This is a genomic window from Hymenobacter qilianensis (assembly GCF_014638675.1).
Taxonomy (GTDB): domain Bacteria; phylum Bacteroidota; class Bacteroidia; order Cytophagales; family Hymenobacteraceae; genus Hymenobacter; species Hymenobacter qilianensis.
The window spans coordinates 256,355-271,713 of record NZ_BMFN01000002.1; the positions used below are offsets into that span (position 1 = coordinate 256,355).

15 protein-coding genes are annotated in these 15,359 nt (G+C 54.3%); 13 read left to right on the forward strand and 2 right to left on the reverse strand.

The annotated features are described in order from the left end of the window. The first annotated feature begins 58 nt into the window (after nucleotides 1-58). Complete coding sequence (locus IEW06_RS08975; RefSeq protein ID WP_187732231.1) at nucleotides 59-478, forward strand: TonB family protein; 420 nt, start codon at nucleotides 59-61, stop codon at nucleotides 476-478. Between the two features lie 29 nt (nucleotides 479-507). Beyond that, entirely contained in the window at nucleotides 508-1,137 is a 630-nt protein-coding gene (locus IEW06_RS08980) for a DUF5606 family protein (RefSeq protein WP_188548113.1), read from the forward strand. A 77-nt stretch (nucleotides 1,138-1,214) separates the two neighbouring features. Here IEW06_RS08980 and fbp read toward each other — a convergent pair whose 3' ends face one another. Beyond that, nucleotides 1,215-2,246: a class 1 fructose-bisphosphatase gene (gene fbp, locus IEW06_RS08985; RefSeq protein ID WP_187734343.1), complete on the reverse strand. Its 1,032-nt coding sequence runs from the start codon at nucleotides 2,244-2,246 to the stop codon at nucleotides 1,215-1,217. Nucleotides 2,247-2,382: 136 nt separating this feature from the next. Between fbp and IEW06_RS08990 the strand changes: the two genes are divergently transcribed. The 7 genes from IEW06_RS08990 (at nucleotide 2,383) to IEW06_RS09020 (ending at nucleotide 9,205) form a co-directional block, all read left to right on the forward strand. Continuing rightward, nucleotides 2,383-3,684, forward strand: a complete 1,302-nt coding sequence (locus IEW06_RS08990) for an aspartate kinase (RefSeq protein ID WP_188548116.1) — start codon at nucleotides 2,383-2,385, stop codon at nucleotides 3,682-3,684. A 28-nt stretch (nucleotides 3,685-3,712) separates the two neighbouring features. Next, on the forward strand, nucleotides 3,713-4,486 hold the full coding sequence (locus IEW06_RS08995; protein ID WP_187732233.1) for an enoyl-CoA hydratase-related protein: 774 nt from the start codon (nucleotides 3,713-3,715) through the stop codon (nucleotides 4,484-4,486). Nucleotides 4,487-4,638: 152 nt separating this feature from the next. Further along, complete coding sequence (locus IEW06_RS09000) at nucleotides 4,639-5,121, forward strand: Fur family transcriptional regulator (RefSeq protein WP_187732234.1); 483 nt, start codon at nucleotides 4,639-4,641, stop codon at nucleotides 5,119-5,121. Between the two features lie 126 nt (nucleotides 5,122-5,247). Beyond that, the gene (locus IEW06_RS09005; protein WP_188548118.1) at nucleotides 5,248-5,889 is read left to right on the forward strand and encodes a peroxiredoxin; all 642 of its coding nucleotides are present in this window, start codon (nucleotides 5,248-5,250) and stop codon (nucleotides 5,887-5,889) included. A 247-nt stretch (nucleotides 5,890-6,136) separates the two neighbouring features. Then, nucleotides 6,137-7,348 (forward strand): 3-deoxy-D-manno-octulosonic acid transferase, encoded by a 1,212-nt coding sequence (locus IEW06_RS09010; RefSeq protein ID WP_229743081.1) that lies wholly within the window; start codon nucleotides 6,137-6,139, stop codon nucleotides 7,346-7,348. A 21-nt stretch (nucleotides 7,349-7,369) separates the two neighbouring features. After that, nucleotides 7,370-8,296 (forward strand): ribosome small subunit-dependent GTPase A, encoded by a 927-nt coding sequence (rsgA, locus tag IEW06_RS09015; RefSeq protein ID WP_187732235.1) that lies wholly within the window; start codon nucleotides 7,370-7,372, stop codon nucleotides 8,294-8,296. A 207-nt stretch (nucleotides 8,297-8,503) separates the two neighbouring features. Next, the gene (locus IEW06_RS09020) at nucleotides 8,504-9,205 is read left to right on the forward strand and encodes an SDR family oxidoreductase (RefSeq protein WP_187732236.1); all 702 of its coding nucleotides are present in this window, start codon (nucleotides 8,504-8,506) and stop codon (nucleotides 9,203-9,205) included. Nucleotides 9,206-9,281: 76 nt separating this feature from the next. On the opposite strand, the gene IEW06_RS09025 is transcribed toward IEW06_RS09020, so the two are convergent. Beyond that, nucleotides 9,282-9,887 carry a fasciclin domain-containing protein gene (locus IEW06_RS09025; RefSeq protein ID WP_187732237.1) on the reverse strand — a complete coding sequence of 202 codons (606 nt, stop codon included), beginning with the start codon at nucleotides 9,885-9,887 and terminating at the stop codon, nucleotides 9,282-9,284. A 216-nt stretch (nucleotides 9,888-10,103) separates the two neighbouring features. Between IEW06_RS09025 and IEW06_RS09030 the strand changes: the two genes are divergently transcribed. The 4 genes from IEW06_RS09030 (at nucleotide 10,104) to IEW06_RS09045 (ending at nucleotide 15,178) form a co-directional block, all read left to right on the forward strand. Then, nucleotides 10,104-10,562: a peptidylprolyl isomerase gene (locus IEW06_RS09030; protein ID WP_187732238.1), complete on the forward strand. Its 459-nt coding sequence runs from the start codon at nucleotides 10,104-10,106 to the stop codon at nucleotides 10,560-10,562. 293 nt (nucleotides 10,563-10,855) lie between these two features. Further along, nucleotides 10,856-12,532, forward strand: a complete 1,677-nt coding sequence (locus IEW06_RS09035; RefSeq protein WP_188548123.1) for a hypothetical protein — start codon at nucleotides 10,856-10,858, stop codon at nucleotides 12,530-12,532. A gap of 5 nt (nucleotides 12,533-12,537) precedes the next feature. Then, a complete protein-coding gene (locus IEW06_RS09040; protein ID WP_188548125.1) occupies nucleotides 12,538-13,785 on the forward strand; it encodes a radical SAM protein in 1,248 nt (415 codons plus the stop codon). 232 nt (nucleotides 13,786-14,017) lie between these two features. After that, nucleotides 14,018-15,178, forward strand: coding sequence for an esterase-like activity of phytase family protein (locus IEW06_RS09045; protein WP_188548128.1), 1,161 nt, complete (start codon nucleotides 14,018-14,020; stop codon nucleotides 15,176-15,178). Nucleotides 15,179-15,359 lie beyond the last annotated feature (181 nt).

A 15,359-nucleotide genomic window follows, 5' to 3' on the forward strand; every position in this document is an offset into this window, starting at 1 on the left:
GGCCTCGTAATTGCCAATATGAGAATATTATTTTTCGACGTAATTATCTGTTTTTTTCATGAAAAAAATCTCATTTGTTTTTTTGCTGGCTTTATTATTCGGTGCAGTTCCGAGCTTTGCTCAAACTCCGGCCGCTAAACCAGCCGCCCAAACCAGCGTAGGCAAAGCTATTCCGGTAGCTGAGTATTACGAAGGTGGTCAGGAAGCCATGTATGCCTTCATCGACAAGCAGATCAACTACCCAGTACTAGCCCGTCGCAATCGTATTCAAGGCACTTGTATTGTGAGCTTTACACTGAATACAGATGGTACCATGACCGGTATTAAGCTGGTAAAAGGCGTGGGCGGCGGCCTCGGCGAAGAGGCCCTGCGCGTGGTGCGCCTGCTCAAGTTCAACAAGCCCGATTACGCGATTCTGACTAGCTTGCCCATCGTATTTCGCTTGTCGGCTAACAAGCCGGCTGGCAACACCGAATAACTTTTCTTTTTCATCCCAACTGTTTTTTTATGCCCTACGACCTGAAGGAAATTGCCGCCATAAGCGGAATGCCGGGTCTTTACCGCTTGGTGCGTCCAACCCGCAACGGCGTTATTGTAGAGTCGCTCGACGAGAAGGCGGCCCGCTCGGTAGCCTCAGCCCGCAACAAGGTTTCGCTCCTACAGGAGATTTCCATTTACACCCAAGATTACGACCAGACGGTGCCCCTGACGGAAGTATTCGACCGGATTTATCAGCAGCACGGCAATAGCCTGGCCCTCACCAGTAAGGCTGACGACCGCGACCTGACGGCTTTCATGGAAGGTATTATTCCAGACTATGACCGCCAGCGCGTGTATATGTCTGATATTAAGAAGCTGGTATCGTGGTATCATGCCGTAAGCAGCCGCCTCGACTATCAGGTGCCTGCAACAGAAGAAGCTGCCACTACGGAGGAAGCAGAGAAGCCCGCAAAAAAAGCCCCCCAGGCCAAATCGAAAGGTGCAGACACGGCTGGCACTCAGCAGGAAGAAGCGGCATCTGACGAGGCGCTGAGCACGGCGGGTATTATCCCGGCCAAAGGCGAATCGAATGAGCCAGCCAACCCCGAAGCGGGCGATGACACGCAGCCGACCAAGAAGGCTAAGAAAAAAGCTTAGCAATTCCCCACGATTTTTGCACATAAAAAAGCCCCCCAGAAAGAACCTGGGGGGCTTTTTTATGTGCAAAGCAGTACTTAGTGAGAGCTGATTACAACATTGGTTGAAGCTTGCTCTTTAGCCAAAAAAGCTTCGGCCATCTCGACCAGCTCCGTAGAGCCGATAAACAAGGGGCAGCGCTCGTGCAGGTTGCTGGGCTCGATTTCCATGGTGCGCTGGCGGCCATTGCTGGCTTTGCCCCCGGCCTGCTCTACAATAAAGGCCAACGTGTTACACTCATATAATAAGCGCAATTTGCCTTGGGGGGCTTTTTTGGTGGCAGGATAGATATAGATACCGCCTTTAAGCAAGTTGCGATGAAAGTCGGCCACCAGTGAGCCGATGTAGCGGGCTGAGAAGTTATTCTGCTTGCAGTACGTCACAAACTCGGCGACTCCTTCAGAGAAAGAATCGGAGCTACCTTCATTAATAGAGTAGATAGTGCCCGTTTTAGGCGAAACGATGTTGGGGTGCGAGAGGAAAAACTCACCTAACGACGGCTCATACGTGAAGCCGTTTACCCCATTGCCTGTCGTATATACAAGCATGGTGCTGGAGCCATAAATAACGTAGCCGGCTGCTACCTGGTGGGTGCCAGGCTGCAGGCAATCCTGCTCCGTACCATCGGTGCCAGTGGGCGACATACGCCGGTAGATGCTGAAAATGGTCCCGATGGATACATTTACATCAATGTTGGAAGAGCCATCCAGCGGGTCGATGGCCACGATGTACTTGCCTTGCGTATTCCCGGTTTGGATCATCTCATCATCCTCTTCCGACACGATGGTGCACACCTCGCCGCCATTGCGCAGGGCCCGGATAAAGCGAATATTGGCAATCACGTCCAGCTTCTGCTGATCTTCGCCCTGCACGTTGCGGTTACCGTAAGCGCCGGCAATATCAATGAGGCCCGAACGATTGATTTCGCGGTTCACGATTTTAGCTGCCAGGGCAATGTCGCGCAGTAGCTGAGAAAGCTCCCCGGTAGCATAGGGAAAGTCTTCCTGCTTGCGCATAATGAAGCGGTCGAGGGTGGCGCCGACCGGAAGTGCGAGTTTATTATGATCCATGTGGGTGGGATAGATAACCGTGGGTCTGGTGTACAAAACTAAGCGATTTGAATTGTTTACGAAGCGCTGAGTTGCAGCAATTGTACCTTTTCGGGCACAATTCGCATCACTAAAGCCGAGTACGTACTTTTGGCCCATGCAGGAAAAGCATCGTTTGCAGGTTTACAAATTTGGCGGCGCCTCGGTGCGCGATGCCGAAGCCATTCGCAATCTGGCGCACATTGTGAGCGCAAATGCCCCCCAAGGTCATTTACTGATTGTGGTATCGGCGATGGGCAAAACGACTAATGCTCTGGAGGAAATATTTCATCTGGCACACTCCGGTCAGGATTATGACACTCCGCTCGCCGTATTGCGCGAGTACCACCAAAACGTGGCAACGGAGCTACGGCAGGAGTCTGGGGGGCAAATTGGCACTGATGACGCGGAGGCGAGTCAGCTGGAAACCCTTCTGACCCAGCTCAGCGCCCAGCTCACCACCCTCACTCCCGCCGACTACGACCGGCAATACGACCAGATTGTGAGCTATGGCGAGCTACTGGCCACCAGCATCGTGGCGCAGGCGCTGGGGGCGCACTGGCTTGATTGCCGGCCCCTAATTCGCACCGACCACACCTGGCGCGAAGGCCGTCTCGATTGGCCCACCACCGAATATAATATTCGTGATGAAGTACCCCGCCTCCTGCTAACTGGCCCCGTCGTGACGCAAGGTTTTCTGGGCGGAACGGCTAGTGGCGCTACCACCACACTCGGCCGCGAGGGCTCCGACTACACGGCCGCTATTTTTGCGTATTGCCTGCACGCGGAGTCCGTTACAATCTGGAAAGACGTGGCCGGCCTGCTCAATGCCGACCCCAAAATCTTTGCTGATACAGTGCGCTACCCGGAAATCAGCTACCAGGAGACTATTGAAATGGCGTACTACGGCGCCTCCGTTATTCACCCCAAAACTATCAAGCCGCTGGCGGTGCAGCATATTCCGCTGTATGTGAAGTCGTTTGTGGACCCTATGGCCGAAGGAACCCGCATTGGCGACTGCCGACACGCGGCTTTGGCACCAGCTTTTATTCGCAAAACCAATCAGTGCCTCATTTCCTTCGAATCGAAAGATCTCACCTTTATTTCGGAGGAAAACCTGGAGGTGATTTTTGGTGCCTTGGCTCAGGTGCGGCTCAAGATTAACCTGATGCAGAACTCGGCCATTTCCTTCTCCGTCTGCACCGACTTTTCCGCTTACCGTCTCGACAAGCTGCTGGATCGCCTGCGCGACCAGTTTACCATTCACTACAACACGGAGCTGGAGCTATACACCATCAAAAACTACGACCCGGCCAGCATCCAACGCCTCACTACCGGCCGCGAGCTGCTGCTGGAACAGCGTACCCGCCTTACTTTCCAGTTTGTCTCGCGGGGAGGTTTGAATGAATTCATAAAATAACTTTACCCCAACCCATCCCACCCCCCACATGGAATTCATAACCGTAACGCCTGCCGCACGTCCGCAAGTAGCCCTCATTCAGCTTAATCGCCCGAAAGAGCTCAATGCCCTGAATTTGCAGCTTATGCAGGAAGTAGCTGCTGCCCTGAAAGAGCTGTGCGCCGACGATACCGTCCGCGTTATTGTGCTAACTGGCAGCGAGCGAGCCTTCGCGGCCGGCGCCGACATCAAGCAGATGGCAGGGCGTACGGCCATTGATATGCTCACCATCGACCAGTTCAGTACCTGGGACCAGATTCGGAAGACGCATAAGCCGCTGATTGCGGCCGTTTCGGGCTTTGCATTGGGCGGCGGCTGCGAGCTGGCCATGACCTGCGACATGATTGTGGCTTCGGAAACGGCGCAGTTTGGGCAGCCCGAAATCCGGATCGGTACAATGCCGGGCGCGGGCGGCACGCAACGGCTTACCCGGGCATTGGGTAAGGCGCGGGCCATGGAAATGGTGCTTACCGGCCAGCCGATTTCGGCCCTGGAAGCCGAGCGCCACGGCCTTGTAAATCGGGTGGTGCCAGTGGGGCAATACTTGGAAGAAGCGTTTCGGTTGGCGGCCAGCATTGCGCAGATGTCGCCGGTAGCGGCGCGCCTTGCCAAGGAGTCGGTGAATCGGGCGTTTGAGACGCATCTGGATGAAGGCCTGCACTTTGAGCGCAAAAACTTCTATATGACGTTTGCTTCCGAAGATCAGAAAGAAGGAATGGCTGCCTTCGTGGAAAAGCGTCCGGCCGATTTTAAGGGGCGCTAGTAGCGCATACAGTAAGTAGAACTGACATTTGGCGCTGCTTTACTTGCAACCTTACACAGCCGTAGATCAGCCTCACATTTTTGCCCCCCAGCGAACAATATTGCCCTTGCATACCTTATTAAGGCAACACTTAAGAAGAACCCATTCTTTCTGTGAGCACTTCGACTGAACCCACTGATGCTTCATTGCCAACGGCTCCTACCCGCCAATGGCTGCGCGACCGGCTAACCAAGGCGGGCCTGCGGGCTACGCGTCAGCGTCTGCTCATTCTGGAAAGAGTGGTAGTAGCGAAGGGCCACCCAACAGCGGAACAGGTACACCGTCAGGTGCTTACCCATGATGCTACCGTGTCGCTGGGCACCGTGTACAAGGCCCTGGACAGCTTCGTAACAGTGGGGCTTTGCAAGCGTGTGCCCACGGCTGAAGGTGCTTGCCGCCGCTACGATGCCGACTGCTCGACCCATCACCACTTGTATTGCTCGAACACGCAGGAAATAATTGACTACTGCGACCCGCAGCTGGATGCGCTAATTCGGGAATTCCTGGAAGCCCGTGGCTTTCAGAACTTTCGGCCTCGCTCCTTCTCTCTGCACATTACCGGCGAGCGGGCCGATCCGACAAACGAGCAACAATAATTGCCCCCCAGCTTCAACTTAGCGTATAGCAAAGCTGCCAAAGCTGCACGTTAGGACGAAATGCGACTTTAGGCAACGTACCAGTCTTTTACGTTCACCCTATTTCACCCGTTTAATAGCATTTCCATGGCAGTTTTAGTTGGCAAGCGTGCCCCCTCTTTCAAGGCTACGGCCGTTATTGATGGTGAATTCGAAGAAGAGTTTTCCCTTGATCGGTATCTGGGCAAAAAGCATGTTGTCTTTTTCTTTTATCCCGCTGACTTCACCTTCGTTTGTCCTACTGAGCTCCTTGCCTTTCAGGACAAACTGGCTGAGTTTGAGTCGAAGGGCGTAGCATTGGTGGGCTGCTCCACCGATACGCACTTTTCGCACTTTGCCTGGCTCAAAACGCCACGCGTAAACGGTGGAATCGAGGGCGTCGCGTATCCGCTGGTTGCCGATGTTACCAAAACCATCGCCGCCAATTACGACGTGCTCGGCGGCCACTACGACTACAACGAAACCGGCGAAATGACCTTTATTGGCTCACCCGTCGCGTATCGGGCTCTTTTCCTGATTGATAAAGATGGTATTGTGCGCCATCAGCTTGTCAATGATGGCCCGCTGGGGCGCAACATTGATGAGGCCTTGCGCATGGTAAGTGCCCTACAGTATTATGAGGTGAAGGGCGAACAATGTCCGGCCAACTGGACAGAAGGCCAGGAAGGTGTGTTTGCAACCCGCATCGACGTATTTGACCATCTTAGCAAACAGGGCGTCACCCAATAATTTTAAGGTACTTATTAATAACCAGCATGAGCTCTGACCACTTGGTCGGAGCTTTTTTGCAAATGCCTAACCAGAAGGCTGTAATTTTGCCCCCGCTTAGCAGCCGGCCCATGGCTGCATAAGCCAAAGGCAGTGCACAGAAGCTGACCCTGAGCAGCTTAGCGTATACTTCTCTTCATCATTGATAACTAATTCATTGCTTTTTCTATATAATCTTGCTCTCCAAACCTATGCCTTGCTGTTGCGCTTGGTCGCATCATTTGTGCCCAAGGCGGAGCAATGGCTGAGCGGGCGGCGTGGTTTGCTGCCTCATATTCAGCAGACGCTGAAGGGCGAAACGGCGCCCTTGGTATGGTTTCACTGCGCTTCCCTGGGCGAATTTGAGCAGGGCCGACCACTTATGGAGGCGTTTGCGCAAGAGCACCCGCACTTCAAAATTGTGCTCACGTTCTTCTCGCCATCCGGCTACAACGTGCGCAAATCGTGGCCCGGCGCGCATTATGTGTTCTATCTGCCCCTCGATACCGCCGCCAACGCCCGTGCCTTTCTCGACGCGGTGCGCCCACAGCTAGCCGTGTTCGTGAAGTACGAGTTCTGGTATCACTTCCTGACCCAGCTTCAGCGCCGTCGGGTGCCGGTGGTATGTGTGTCGGCTATTTTTCGGCCTCAACAAGTGTTTTTCAAACCCTGGGGGGCTTTTTTCCGCAAAATCATCAGCCGTTTCACGCACATCTTCACCCAGAATGAGGCGTCGGTTGAGCTGCTGCGCACTATCGGAATCCGGCAGGCCAGCGTGGCCGGCGATACCCGCTTCGATACGGTGGTGCGCACGGCGCTGGCTTCGCCCAAGCCCCTGCCTTTAGTGGAAGCTTTCGTGGCCGATGGCGCGCCGGTGTTCATTGCAGGCAGCAACTGGCCCGAAGATTTGCCGGCCCTCACACCCCTGCTGCGCCAGTATCAGGAGGAGATGCGCTTCATATTTGCCCCCCACGAAATCACCGAATCCAATCTGGCTTTGGTGGAAGCGACGCTGCCCGGCCGCGTGGCGCGCTACTCCACGGCCACGCCGGCTACCGTAGCCCAAGCACGCGTGCTGCTCATGGACAACGTAGGTTTGCTGAGCCAGCTCTACCGTTTTGGCACCTACGCCTATATCGGGGGGGCTTTTGGCAAAGGGCTACACAATACGCTGGAAGCGGCGGCCTTTGGCTTGCCCCTGTTTTTCGGGCCTACCTATACCAAGTTTCAGGAAGCCGTGGATCTGGTAGAGATGGGCGCCGCTTTTCCCGTGCATACGGCGGATGAACTGAAAACGGCGTTTGGCCTGCTATGGCACCAGAATGAGGTTCGGCTGCGCGTGCAGGATATGAGCCTGGAGTATGTGCACCAGCAGGCTGGAGCTACTGCCAAGATCATGGCAGCGCTAGCTAAAATGCACGTGGTAGCTGTTGTTAATTAATTCGTAATCAAGCACTCCCACATGACTGGCACCGTTATCAAATCAACCGGCTCGTGGTATCTGGTGCGCGAGCATGGCACTGGGGTGCTGCACCGCTGTCGGCTGCGTGGCAAATTCAAGCAGAAAGGCCTGAAAGTAAGCAACCCCTTGGCCGTAGGCGACCAGGTTGAGTTTACGGTAGAAGAGCAAACGGAAGGCGCCGGCGTGATTCATCACATTGAGCCGCGTCGCAACTACATCATTCGCCGCTCGGTGCATAAAACGGAGCATGCCCACATTGTAGCCGCCAACCTCGACCAAGCTTTACTAGTTGTTACGCTGGTGTCGCCGGCTACCTCGTTTGGCTTCATTGACCGGTTTCTGGTAACCGCCGAGGCTTATAGCATTCCGGTAACGCTCATCTTCAATAAAACCGACCTCTACGACGACGATCTGTCGGGCTATCAGGATCAGATTTCGAATATGTACCAGCGCACGGGCTACCCCAGTTTGCGCTGCTCCGCCGAAACGGGCGAAGGCCTGGAGGCGGTCGATGCCCTGCTTGATGGCAAAGTAACACTGCTGTCAGGTCATTCGGGCGTGGGCAAAAGTACGCTTATCAATGCGCTGGTGCCTGATTTGGACCTTAAGACAGCCGAGATCAGTGAGTTCTCGGATAAAGGCGTGCACACTACCACGTTTGCCGAGATGCTGGAAGTGCGCGAGGGCACTTACCTGATCGATACGCCGGGGATCAAAGAGCTTGGCCTGGTTGATATTCCGCCGGCTCAGCTGGCGCACTTCTTCCCCGAAATGCGCGCTTTGCTGAATCAGTGCCGCTACCACAACTGCCAGCATGTGCACGAGCCCGGATGCGTTGTGCGCGAAGCCGTCGACAAAGGCCGTATCGCGCTGCCGCGCTACGATAGCTACTTGAGTATGCTGGCCGGGCAGGACAACCGGCATTAGTATAACAAACCAGCTACAAGTAAACGTCGAAAGTTTACGTAGAGCTGCTTAAGAGCCGTATAACGCGGTAGAGACGCAACAGTTGGAGTCTCGTCGTTGAACAGCTTACACCTTGCTCATTTGCGTAATGACTGCAACGACGAGACTCCAACTATTGCGTCTTTACCGCACTTCAACCTCACTATCAGTTTGTTATAAACAGAACTTATGCAGCTCCAAAACTCCACCTTTCTTATTACCGGCGGTACGCTGGGCATCGGCTACGCTACCGCCAAAATGTTAGTTCAGCATGGCGCTAAAGTGGCTATTACCGGTCGTACGGCAGCTACCGTGAAGCGCGCCGCCACCGAGTTAGGCGCCCTCGGTATCACGGCTGATGTCAGTAAGCCCGCCGATGTGCAGCGCACCTATGAGGAGTTTCTGGCAGAGTTCGGCCGCTTAGATTGTCTGATCAACAACGCGGGCGTGGGCACGAGCAAAAAGCTGGTTGACATTACGCCCGAAGATTTTCAGCGGGTGCACGATACCAATATTGTGGGTGCCGCGCTGATGGCCCAGCAAGCTGCCAAGCTGTTTATGGAGCAAAAGTCCGGCACGATCATCAATATTGGCTCCTCGGCCGCCACTAAAGGCTACGAGGGCGGCTCTATCTATGTAGCCTCTAAGTTTGCCCTGCGTGGCATGACGCAATGCTGGCAAAGCGAGCTGCGCAAGTATAATGTGCGCGTCATACTGGTAAATCCGAGCGAAGTGACCACCGCTTTTGGCAGCAAAGAGCGACAGGAACGACCTGAGCAACCAAACAAGCTACGCGGCGAAGAAATTGCTTCCGCTATTAAAGGAGCCCTCGAAATGGACGACCGCGGCTTTATCACTGAGTTGAACGTGTGGGCTACCAACCCCTTCTAAAAAGCAGTGTTTGAAAAAAGAAAAAGCCCCCAGACTCAGTCTGGGGGGCTTTTTGCACTATAAGCAGTAACCCAGCTTACTTCGTAGGCATCAATACCTGGTCAATAACGTGGGCTACGCCGTTGTTAGACAGCACATCAGCTTGTACTACATTGGCGCCATTTACGGTCACTTTGCCGCCCGCCGTGCTAACGGTCAGCTTTTCACCCTGGATAGTGGTCAACTGCTGGCCATCCTTCAGATCAGCGGCCATCAGGCGGCCTTTTACTACGTGATAGGTTAATATACCCGACAGCTTCTCTTTGCTTTCGGGCTTCAGAAGGCCATCGAGGGCGCCTTTGGGCAGAGCCTCGAAAGCAGCGTTGGTAGGAGCAAATACAGTGAACGGGCCTGCGCTGGCGGCTTCGTCATCGAGGCCAGCAGCCTTGAGGGCCGTGGTGAGTGTGCTTATCTGCGACACAGCCATGGCGTTTTCCGCCAGGTTTTTACCCGAGGTATCCATGCGCGAAGAGTCGTTCATTGCCATTGCCGGGTCCATGGCCGTGGTATCGGTCATGGCCATGTCGGTGGTTTCGGTAGTGGTCGTCTCGGCGGTTTTGTTGTCACCACAGCTCGTCATGCCAAAAGCAAAGGCGGTGGCGGTAAGCAACGTAAACGAGGTGTTTCTCAGGGTCTTTTTCATAAGAAGCAGATCAGGGTTTTGGTTGAAGAAAAAAAGAAAGTAAGGTGGTAAAGCAGGAAACGAAAAAGCAGATTAACAGGTAATCATGGCTAAGCTTACGCAGCAAGCTGAACGGTGGGCGCCCGCGCCCTATGTTTTGGCTACCTTTGCGCCGCTTAGTTGAGCTTAATAAGTGTCGACTTGCACTTTGTGTTTAAAAATTTATTTTCTACCCGCATGAAAACTGCTGAGATTCACACCAATAAAGGTGTAATGAAGGTCGAGTTCTTTGAAAAAGATGCTCCACAGACTGTCAAGAACTTCACCGACCTCGCCCAGAAAGGCTTCTACGACGGCCTGAAATTTCACCGTGTTATCCCCAATTTTGTGGTGCAAGGCGGCGACCCTAACACCCGCGAGGGCGCTAAAGGCATGCCCGGAACCGGTGGTCCCGGCTACAAAATCAAGTGCGAAACCTCCGGCGACAACCAGTACCACGACCGTGGTATCCTGAGCATGGCCCACGCTGGCAAAGACACCGGTGGCTCGCAGTTTTTCATCGTGCACTCGCGTGAAAACACCGCTCACCTCGACCGCGTGCATACCGTATTCGGCAAAGTGGTAGAAGGTCTGGACGTTATTGACCAGATCAAGGCCAACGACGAGATCCAAAAAATTGTGGTGACTGAGGCTTAGCCAACTGTCAAACAACTACACAAAAAAGCCCCCCGGACTGAGTCTGGGGGGCTTTTTTTGGTGAGCTTCTAGTTTGTACCGCCCATCAGCATCAAACATTACGAAGTCTGATTATAACGTTACAATGTGTTGATTTACATATCATTAAAGAACCGATTAAAGCATATACAAAGTCGAATAAACGCCACAATTGGTTTGACTTGACTGTTTACAATGTCCTACTTGGAGGTGAGCATAAGCGCTTCGCATTTCAGCGGCGCATGCCAGCAGATTCTTCGCTTCACTCCCCTTGTATGGCTCCTCCCTCTACTCCTGCGTTTGCTGCTGTGCGGCTGTTTCGCCAACGGCTGGTAGCAACCACGCTGAGCTGGCTAGCGCTGGCCGCCCACTTACTCCTGGTTTCGGGTTGCAACTACTACCGTACGAAGCCTGAGGAAATTACCCCAACGACAGTTACCCGGCTGGCCGAATCCAAGATTTTTCTAATTCATCAGGGCGCCACGGTTTGGCAGCTCAACAATCCGCAGCTCAATGGCGAGGAGCTTATTGGCAAAAAAGCAAACGTAGAGCCCAGCTTGTCTCCATATGTTGGGCCTACGTCCTATGCCTCACCCCGCTACAAATCGAGGGATAGAGAACAGGTATTTAATCTGGTTCACATTTATATCTCCGACTTCCGGGCAGGTGAAGCGGATCAAGTCAGCATTCCACTAAAGGCCATGAACCGACTGGATGTGGTGGAAGCAGATTCCGGCAAAACCACTCTCTCCTATATCCTTGGCGCAACGGGCATCGGGGTCGGCATTTTCCTCCTCATAGGAGTTATTATCATGCTCACTAAAAGCTCCTGTCCGTTTGTGTACGCGCACAATGGCGAGCAGTATCAATTTGTGGGAGAAGCGTACGGCGGGGCCATTTTTGCGCCATCGGAGCGCGACGACTACATGCCGCTGCCCCACATCCAGGCCACTGGGGAGCAATTTCAGGTCAAAATCACGAATGAGCTGCGGGAGCGCCAGTATACCAATGTAGCCGAGCTGTGGGTGGCGCACCACGCCGAAAACGTGCAAGTGCTGCTGGACAAGACCGGCAATGTGCACACTATAACCCAGCCGCAAGCGCCAACCAAAGCCATATCCATGCGCGGCGTCAACTACACGACTCAGCTTGCCGCCACCGACCACAACGTGTTTCTCTTCAACGAAGCAGCGCCGGGCGCCACCCAAAACAGTGTGGTGCTTAGCTTCGATAACCCTACGCAAGCCAAAACGGGCAAGCTGGTGCTGCACGCCCAGAACTCGCTGTGGCTGGATTATCTCTACGGCGAGTTCACCAAGAAATTTGGAAGCGCGTTCAACGAATGGGCTCGCACGCAGAAAGATGTTCCCGCCGAAGAACTGAATCAGTGGTCATTAGACCAAGGCATTCCGCTCAAAATCTCTGTCAGAACCGCGCATGGCTGGGAGCTGATTGACAACATTCCCACAGTTGGCCCCCTCGCCTCCCGCGACCTGGTCATTCCCTTTACAGTGCCGGCTGGGTTGGCTTCAAGGCCGCTGCAAGTGAAAATAGAAACGGGCTTCATGTTCTGGGAGCTGGACTATGCCGCCGTCGATTTTACGCCAAACCAGCCCGTGCGCCTGGAAAAAAGCCCCCCAACGACGGCCCGCGACGAAATCGGCCGCGACCAGCGCCAGGTTCTGTCCAAAGTAGATGACGACTATCTGCGCCAGCTCCAGCCCGGCACGGAGGTCACGCTTACGTATCGAGCCACGCCAACCGCGGCGGGCCAGCGCAGCACCGCTTTTTTGCACACGCGTGGCTATTATGAGCACATTCGTCAGTACGAGGGCATGCCCAACCTGCCCCAGCTCTACGCTTTCCGCCGACCGGGTCGCTTTATTGAGTTCTCGAAGGAAAAGTATCAGGAGTCGCAGCAGGAAATGAATCTGGCCTTAGTCAATCCGTAAGTACCATGGAATCAACCCTTATTCCTGAGCTGAACTTCCTGGATGCCGTTCCCGCGCCGGCCGCCACAGCGCCGCTTTCCGTTGACTTGCCAAATTTGCCCCCCACGGTGGTTGCGTCGTCGCTCAGGCGGGCTTTGCTGAATGGCGTGATTAGTCTGGCGGAAAAAAAGTTGGTGTTTCAGTATTTGCGAACGCCAGCCCGAATACTTCGGGCAGCTAAACAGGTGCAGCTACTGCGCACAACGTACTACGGTGAGTATCAGGTGCAGAAGGTAGCCTACGTGGCCGGGCGCTACTACCAGGAATTCCAGAAGCCCGGCTGGCCATCGGCCGCTTTCAACAGCTACATAGCCACCACGCTCAACCGCTTGGTGCCTTTCCGCCCCACGCAGAACGCCGTGCAGATGGTGTTTCTGGCCATCACCAAAAAATGCCCCCTGGCCTGCGAGCATTGCTTTGAGTGGAATGCCTTGAATCAGCGGGAGAAGCTGTCTTTGGCCGATTTGCGCACGATGGTAGCCAACTTTCAAACCCGCGGCGTCACCCAGATTTTTTTCAGCGGCGGCGAGCCCATGGTGCGCATCAACGACATGCTGGAGGTGCTGCGCACGGCCAGCTCCGGCACCGACTTCTGGGTATTCACCTCCGGCTTCAACTTCACTTCCGCTAATGCACAGCACCTCAGGCAAGCCGGCCTGACGGGCGTTTCCATCAGTCTCGATCATCATGAGCCCGCACGGCACAATGCGTTTCGGGGGGTAGCTGATGCGTATGAGCTAGCCATTCAGGCGGTGGTTAACGCCAAGGAAGCCGGATTGGTAGTCGCCCTGACGCTGTGCGCCACTCAGTCGTTCACCACCGCCGCCAACCTGATGGCATACGCAACGATGGCGAAGCAACTGGGGGTCACGTTTATTCATGTGCTAGAGCCGCGGGCGATAGGGCATTATGCTCAGCAGGAAGTTGATTTGACCCCGGCCCAAACAGCGCTGCTGGACGAATTTTACCTGAAGCTCAACTACAGCGGCGACTACCACGGCTGGCCTATCGTGCACTACTACGGCTACCACCAGCGGCGCATGGGCTGTAGCGGCGCCGCCGACCGCTTCCTCTACGTAGACACCGACGGCGACATGCACGCCTGCCCTTTTTGCCAGAAGAAGTCGGGCAGCGCGCTTTCAGCCTCATTTGATGACGCGCTGCAAGTAGTCAGGCAAAGCGGGTGTCATCAGTTTCCGGCATCCACCATGTGAGCTGACGTTTTCATGGTGCGAAAGCGGGCCTGCTCGGTTGCAGGCCCGCTTTTTCTTTGCTCATACAAGTCGGAAGGCTGCCATTACCCGTGTGGTAATGAAGGGTATGGAGCTGCTAAATCCAGCTTTTGAATCAACTGAAGCAAACCAAGAAAAAATGTAACGTTTCCATAACTGACCTAAGCTGGTTAATGCCGTTCTTTACTCTTCACCCACTAAACCAAACTCCTCTATGAAACATCTTACGCGCATAGCCGCTTGCTGCTCGCTTGCCTTTCTGGCAGCCTGCAACGAAGATAGCGGCAACCCGTTTGTCATCAACAAGCCTATTCAGGTTACGTCGCTCCGCTTTATCGGGGAGCAGATTGTACCCTTTGGCCAAACCTTTAATGGCACTACGCTGGGGGGCTTTTCCAGCATCGATTACCGCCCGGATAATGGCTCCTACTACATTATGTGCGACGATGCCTCCGCGCTACAGCCCGTTCGGTATTACACGGCCAATCTCAATTTCAACCAGAATCAATTCTCCAGTGTCACGTTCACGAGCGTTACTACGCTGAAGCGGCCCGACGGCACCAATTTCCCCAGCCTCGCCGCCGACCGCAACAACGCCATTGACCCGGAGGGTATCCGTTACGACCCTACCACGATGCGCATTATCTGGTCGAGTGAGGGCATTCGTAACGTGACTCTCACGCCCCCTACGCTCAATCAGCCTTTCCTGCGCGAGGCCAACCTTGATGGCTCCTATGTGACCGACTTTAGCATCCCATCGTTGTTCCGCATTCAGGCCACCGAAAATGGTACCCGCTCCAATGGCAGCTTCGAGGGCTTCGACCTTACGGCCGATGGCCGCTACCTATTTGCAGCTCAGGAAGAGCCGCTGTACGAAGACGGTCCCCGCGCCGACGTGGGCGTAGCCAATTCGCCTACTCGCATCGTGCAGTACAACAAAGCCACCCGTCAGCCCATCGCCCAGTACGCCTACCAGCTCGATGCAGTACACCAGGCGCCCAACCCCTCCAACCAATTCCGCCTCAATGGAATAGTGGAAGTACTTACCCTCTCGGACAAGAAATTGCTGGTGATGGAAAGGTCGTTTGCCGTGGGCGCAACGCCCGATTATTCGGTGAAGATCTACGAGGTTGAGCTGGCCGGTGCCACCAATATCTCAGGCCTCAATTCTCTGCAAGGGACGAACTACAGGCCCGTGCGCAAGCGCCTGCTGCTCGACGTAGCGTCCACCGGCATCCGTCGGATCGACAATCTGGAAGGAATGACTTTCGGTCCGAAACTGCCCAATGGCAACCGTTCCCTGATTATGGTATCCGATGACAACTTTAGCAATGCCCAGATTTCTCAATTCCTCGCTTTTGAAGTTAAACCATAACCGATAACAGGAATTGCGTCTGAAAAGGCAGCTTATGTTCTACATAGGCTGCCTTTTTTGGTTAACCGTGCTAAGTGCATTGGTTACAAAAAGCAGACTTGCAGCACGCTGTAACAAGCGTATTATGAACAATTTATAAAGCTAGCCCGTAAGCATAGTAGTACATAAAATACCTATACTA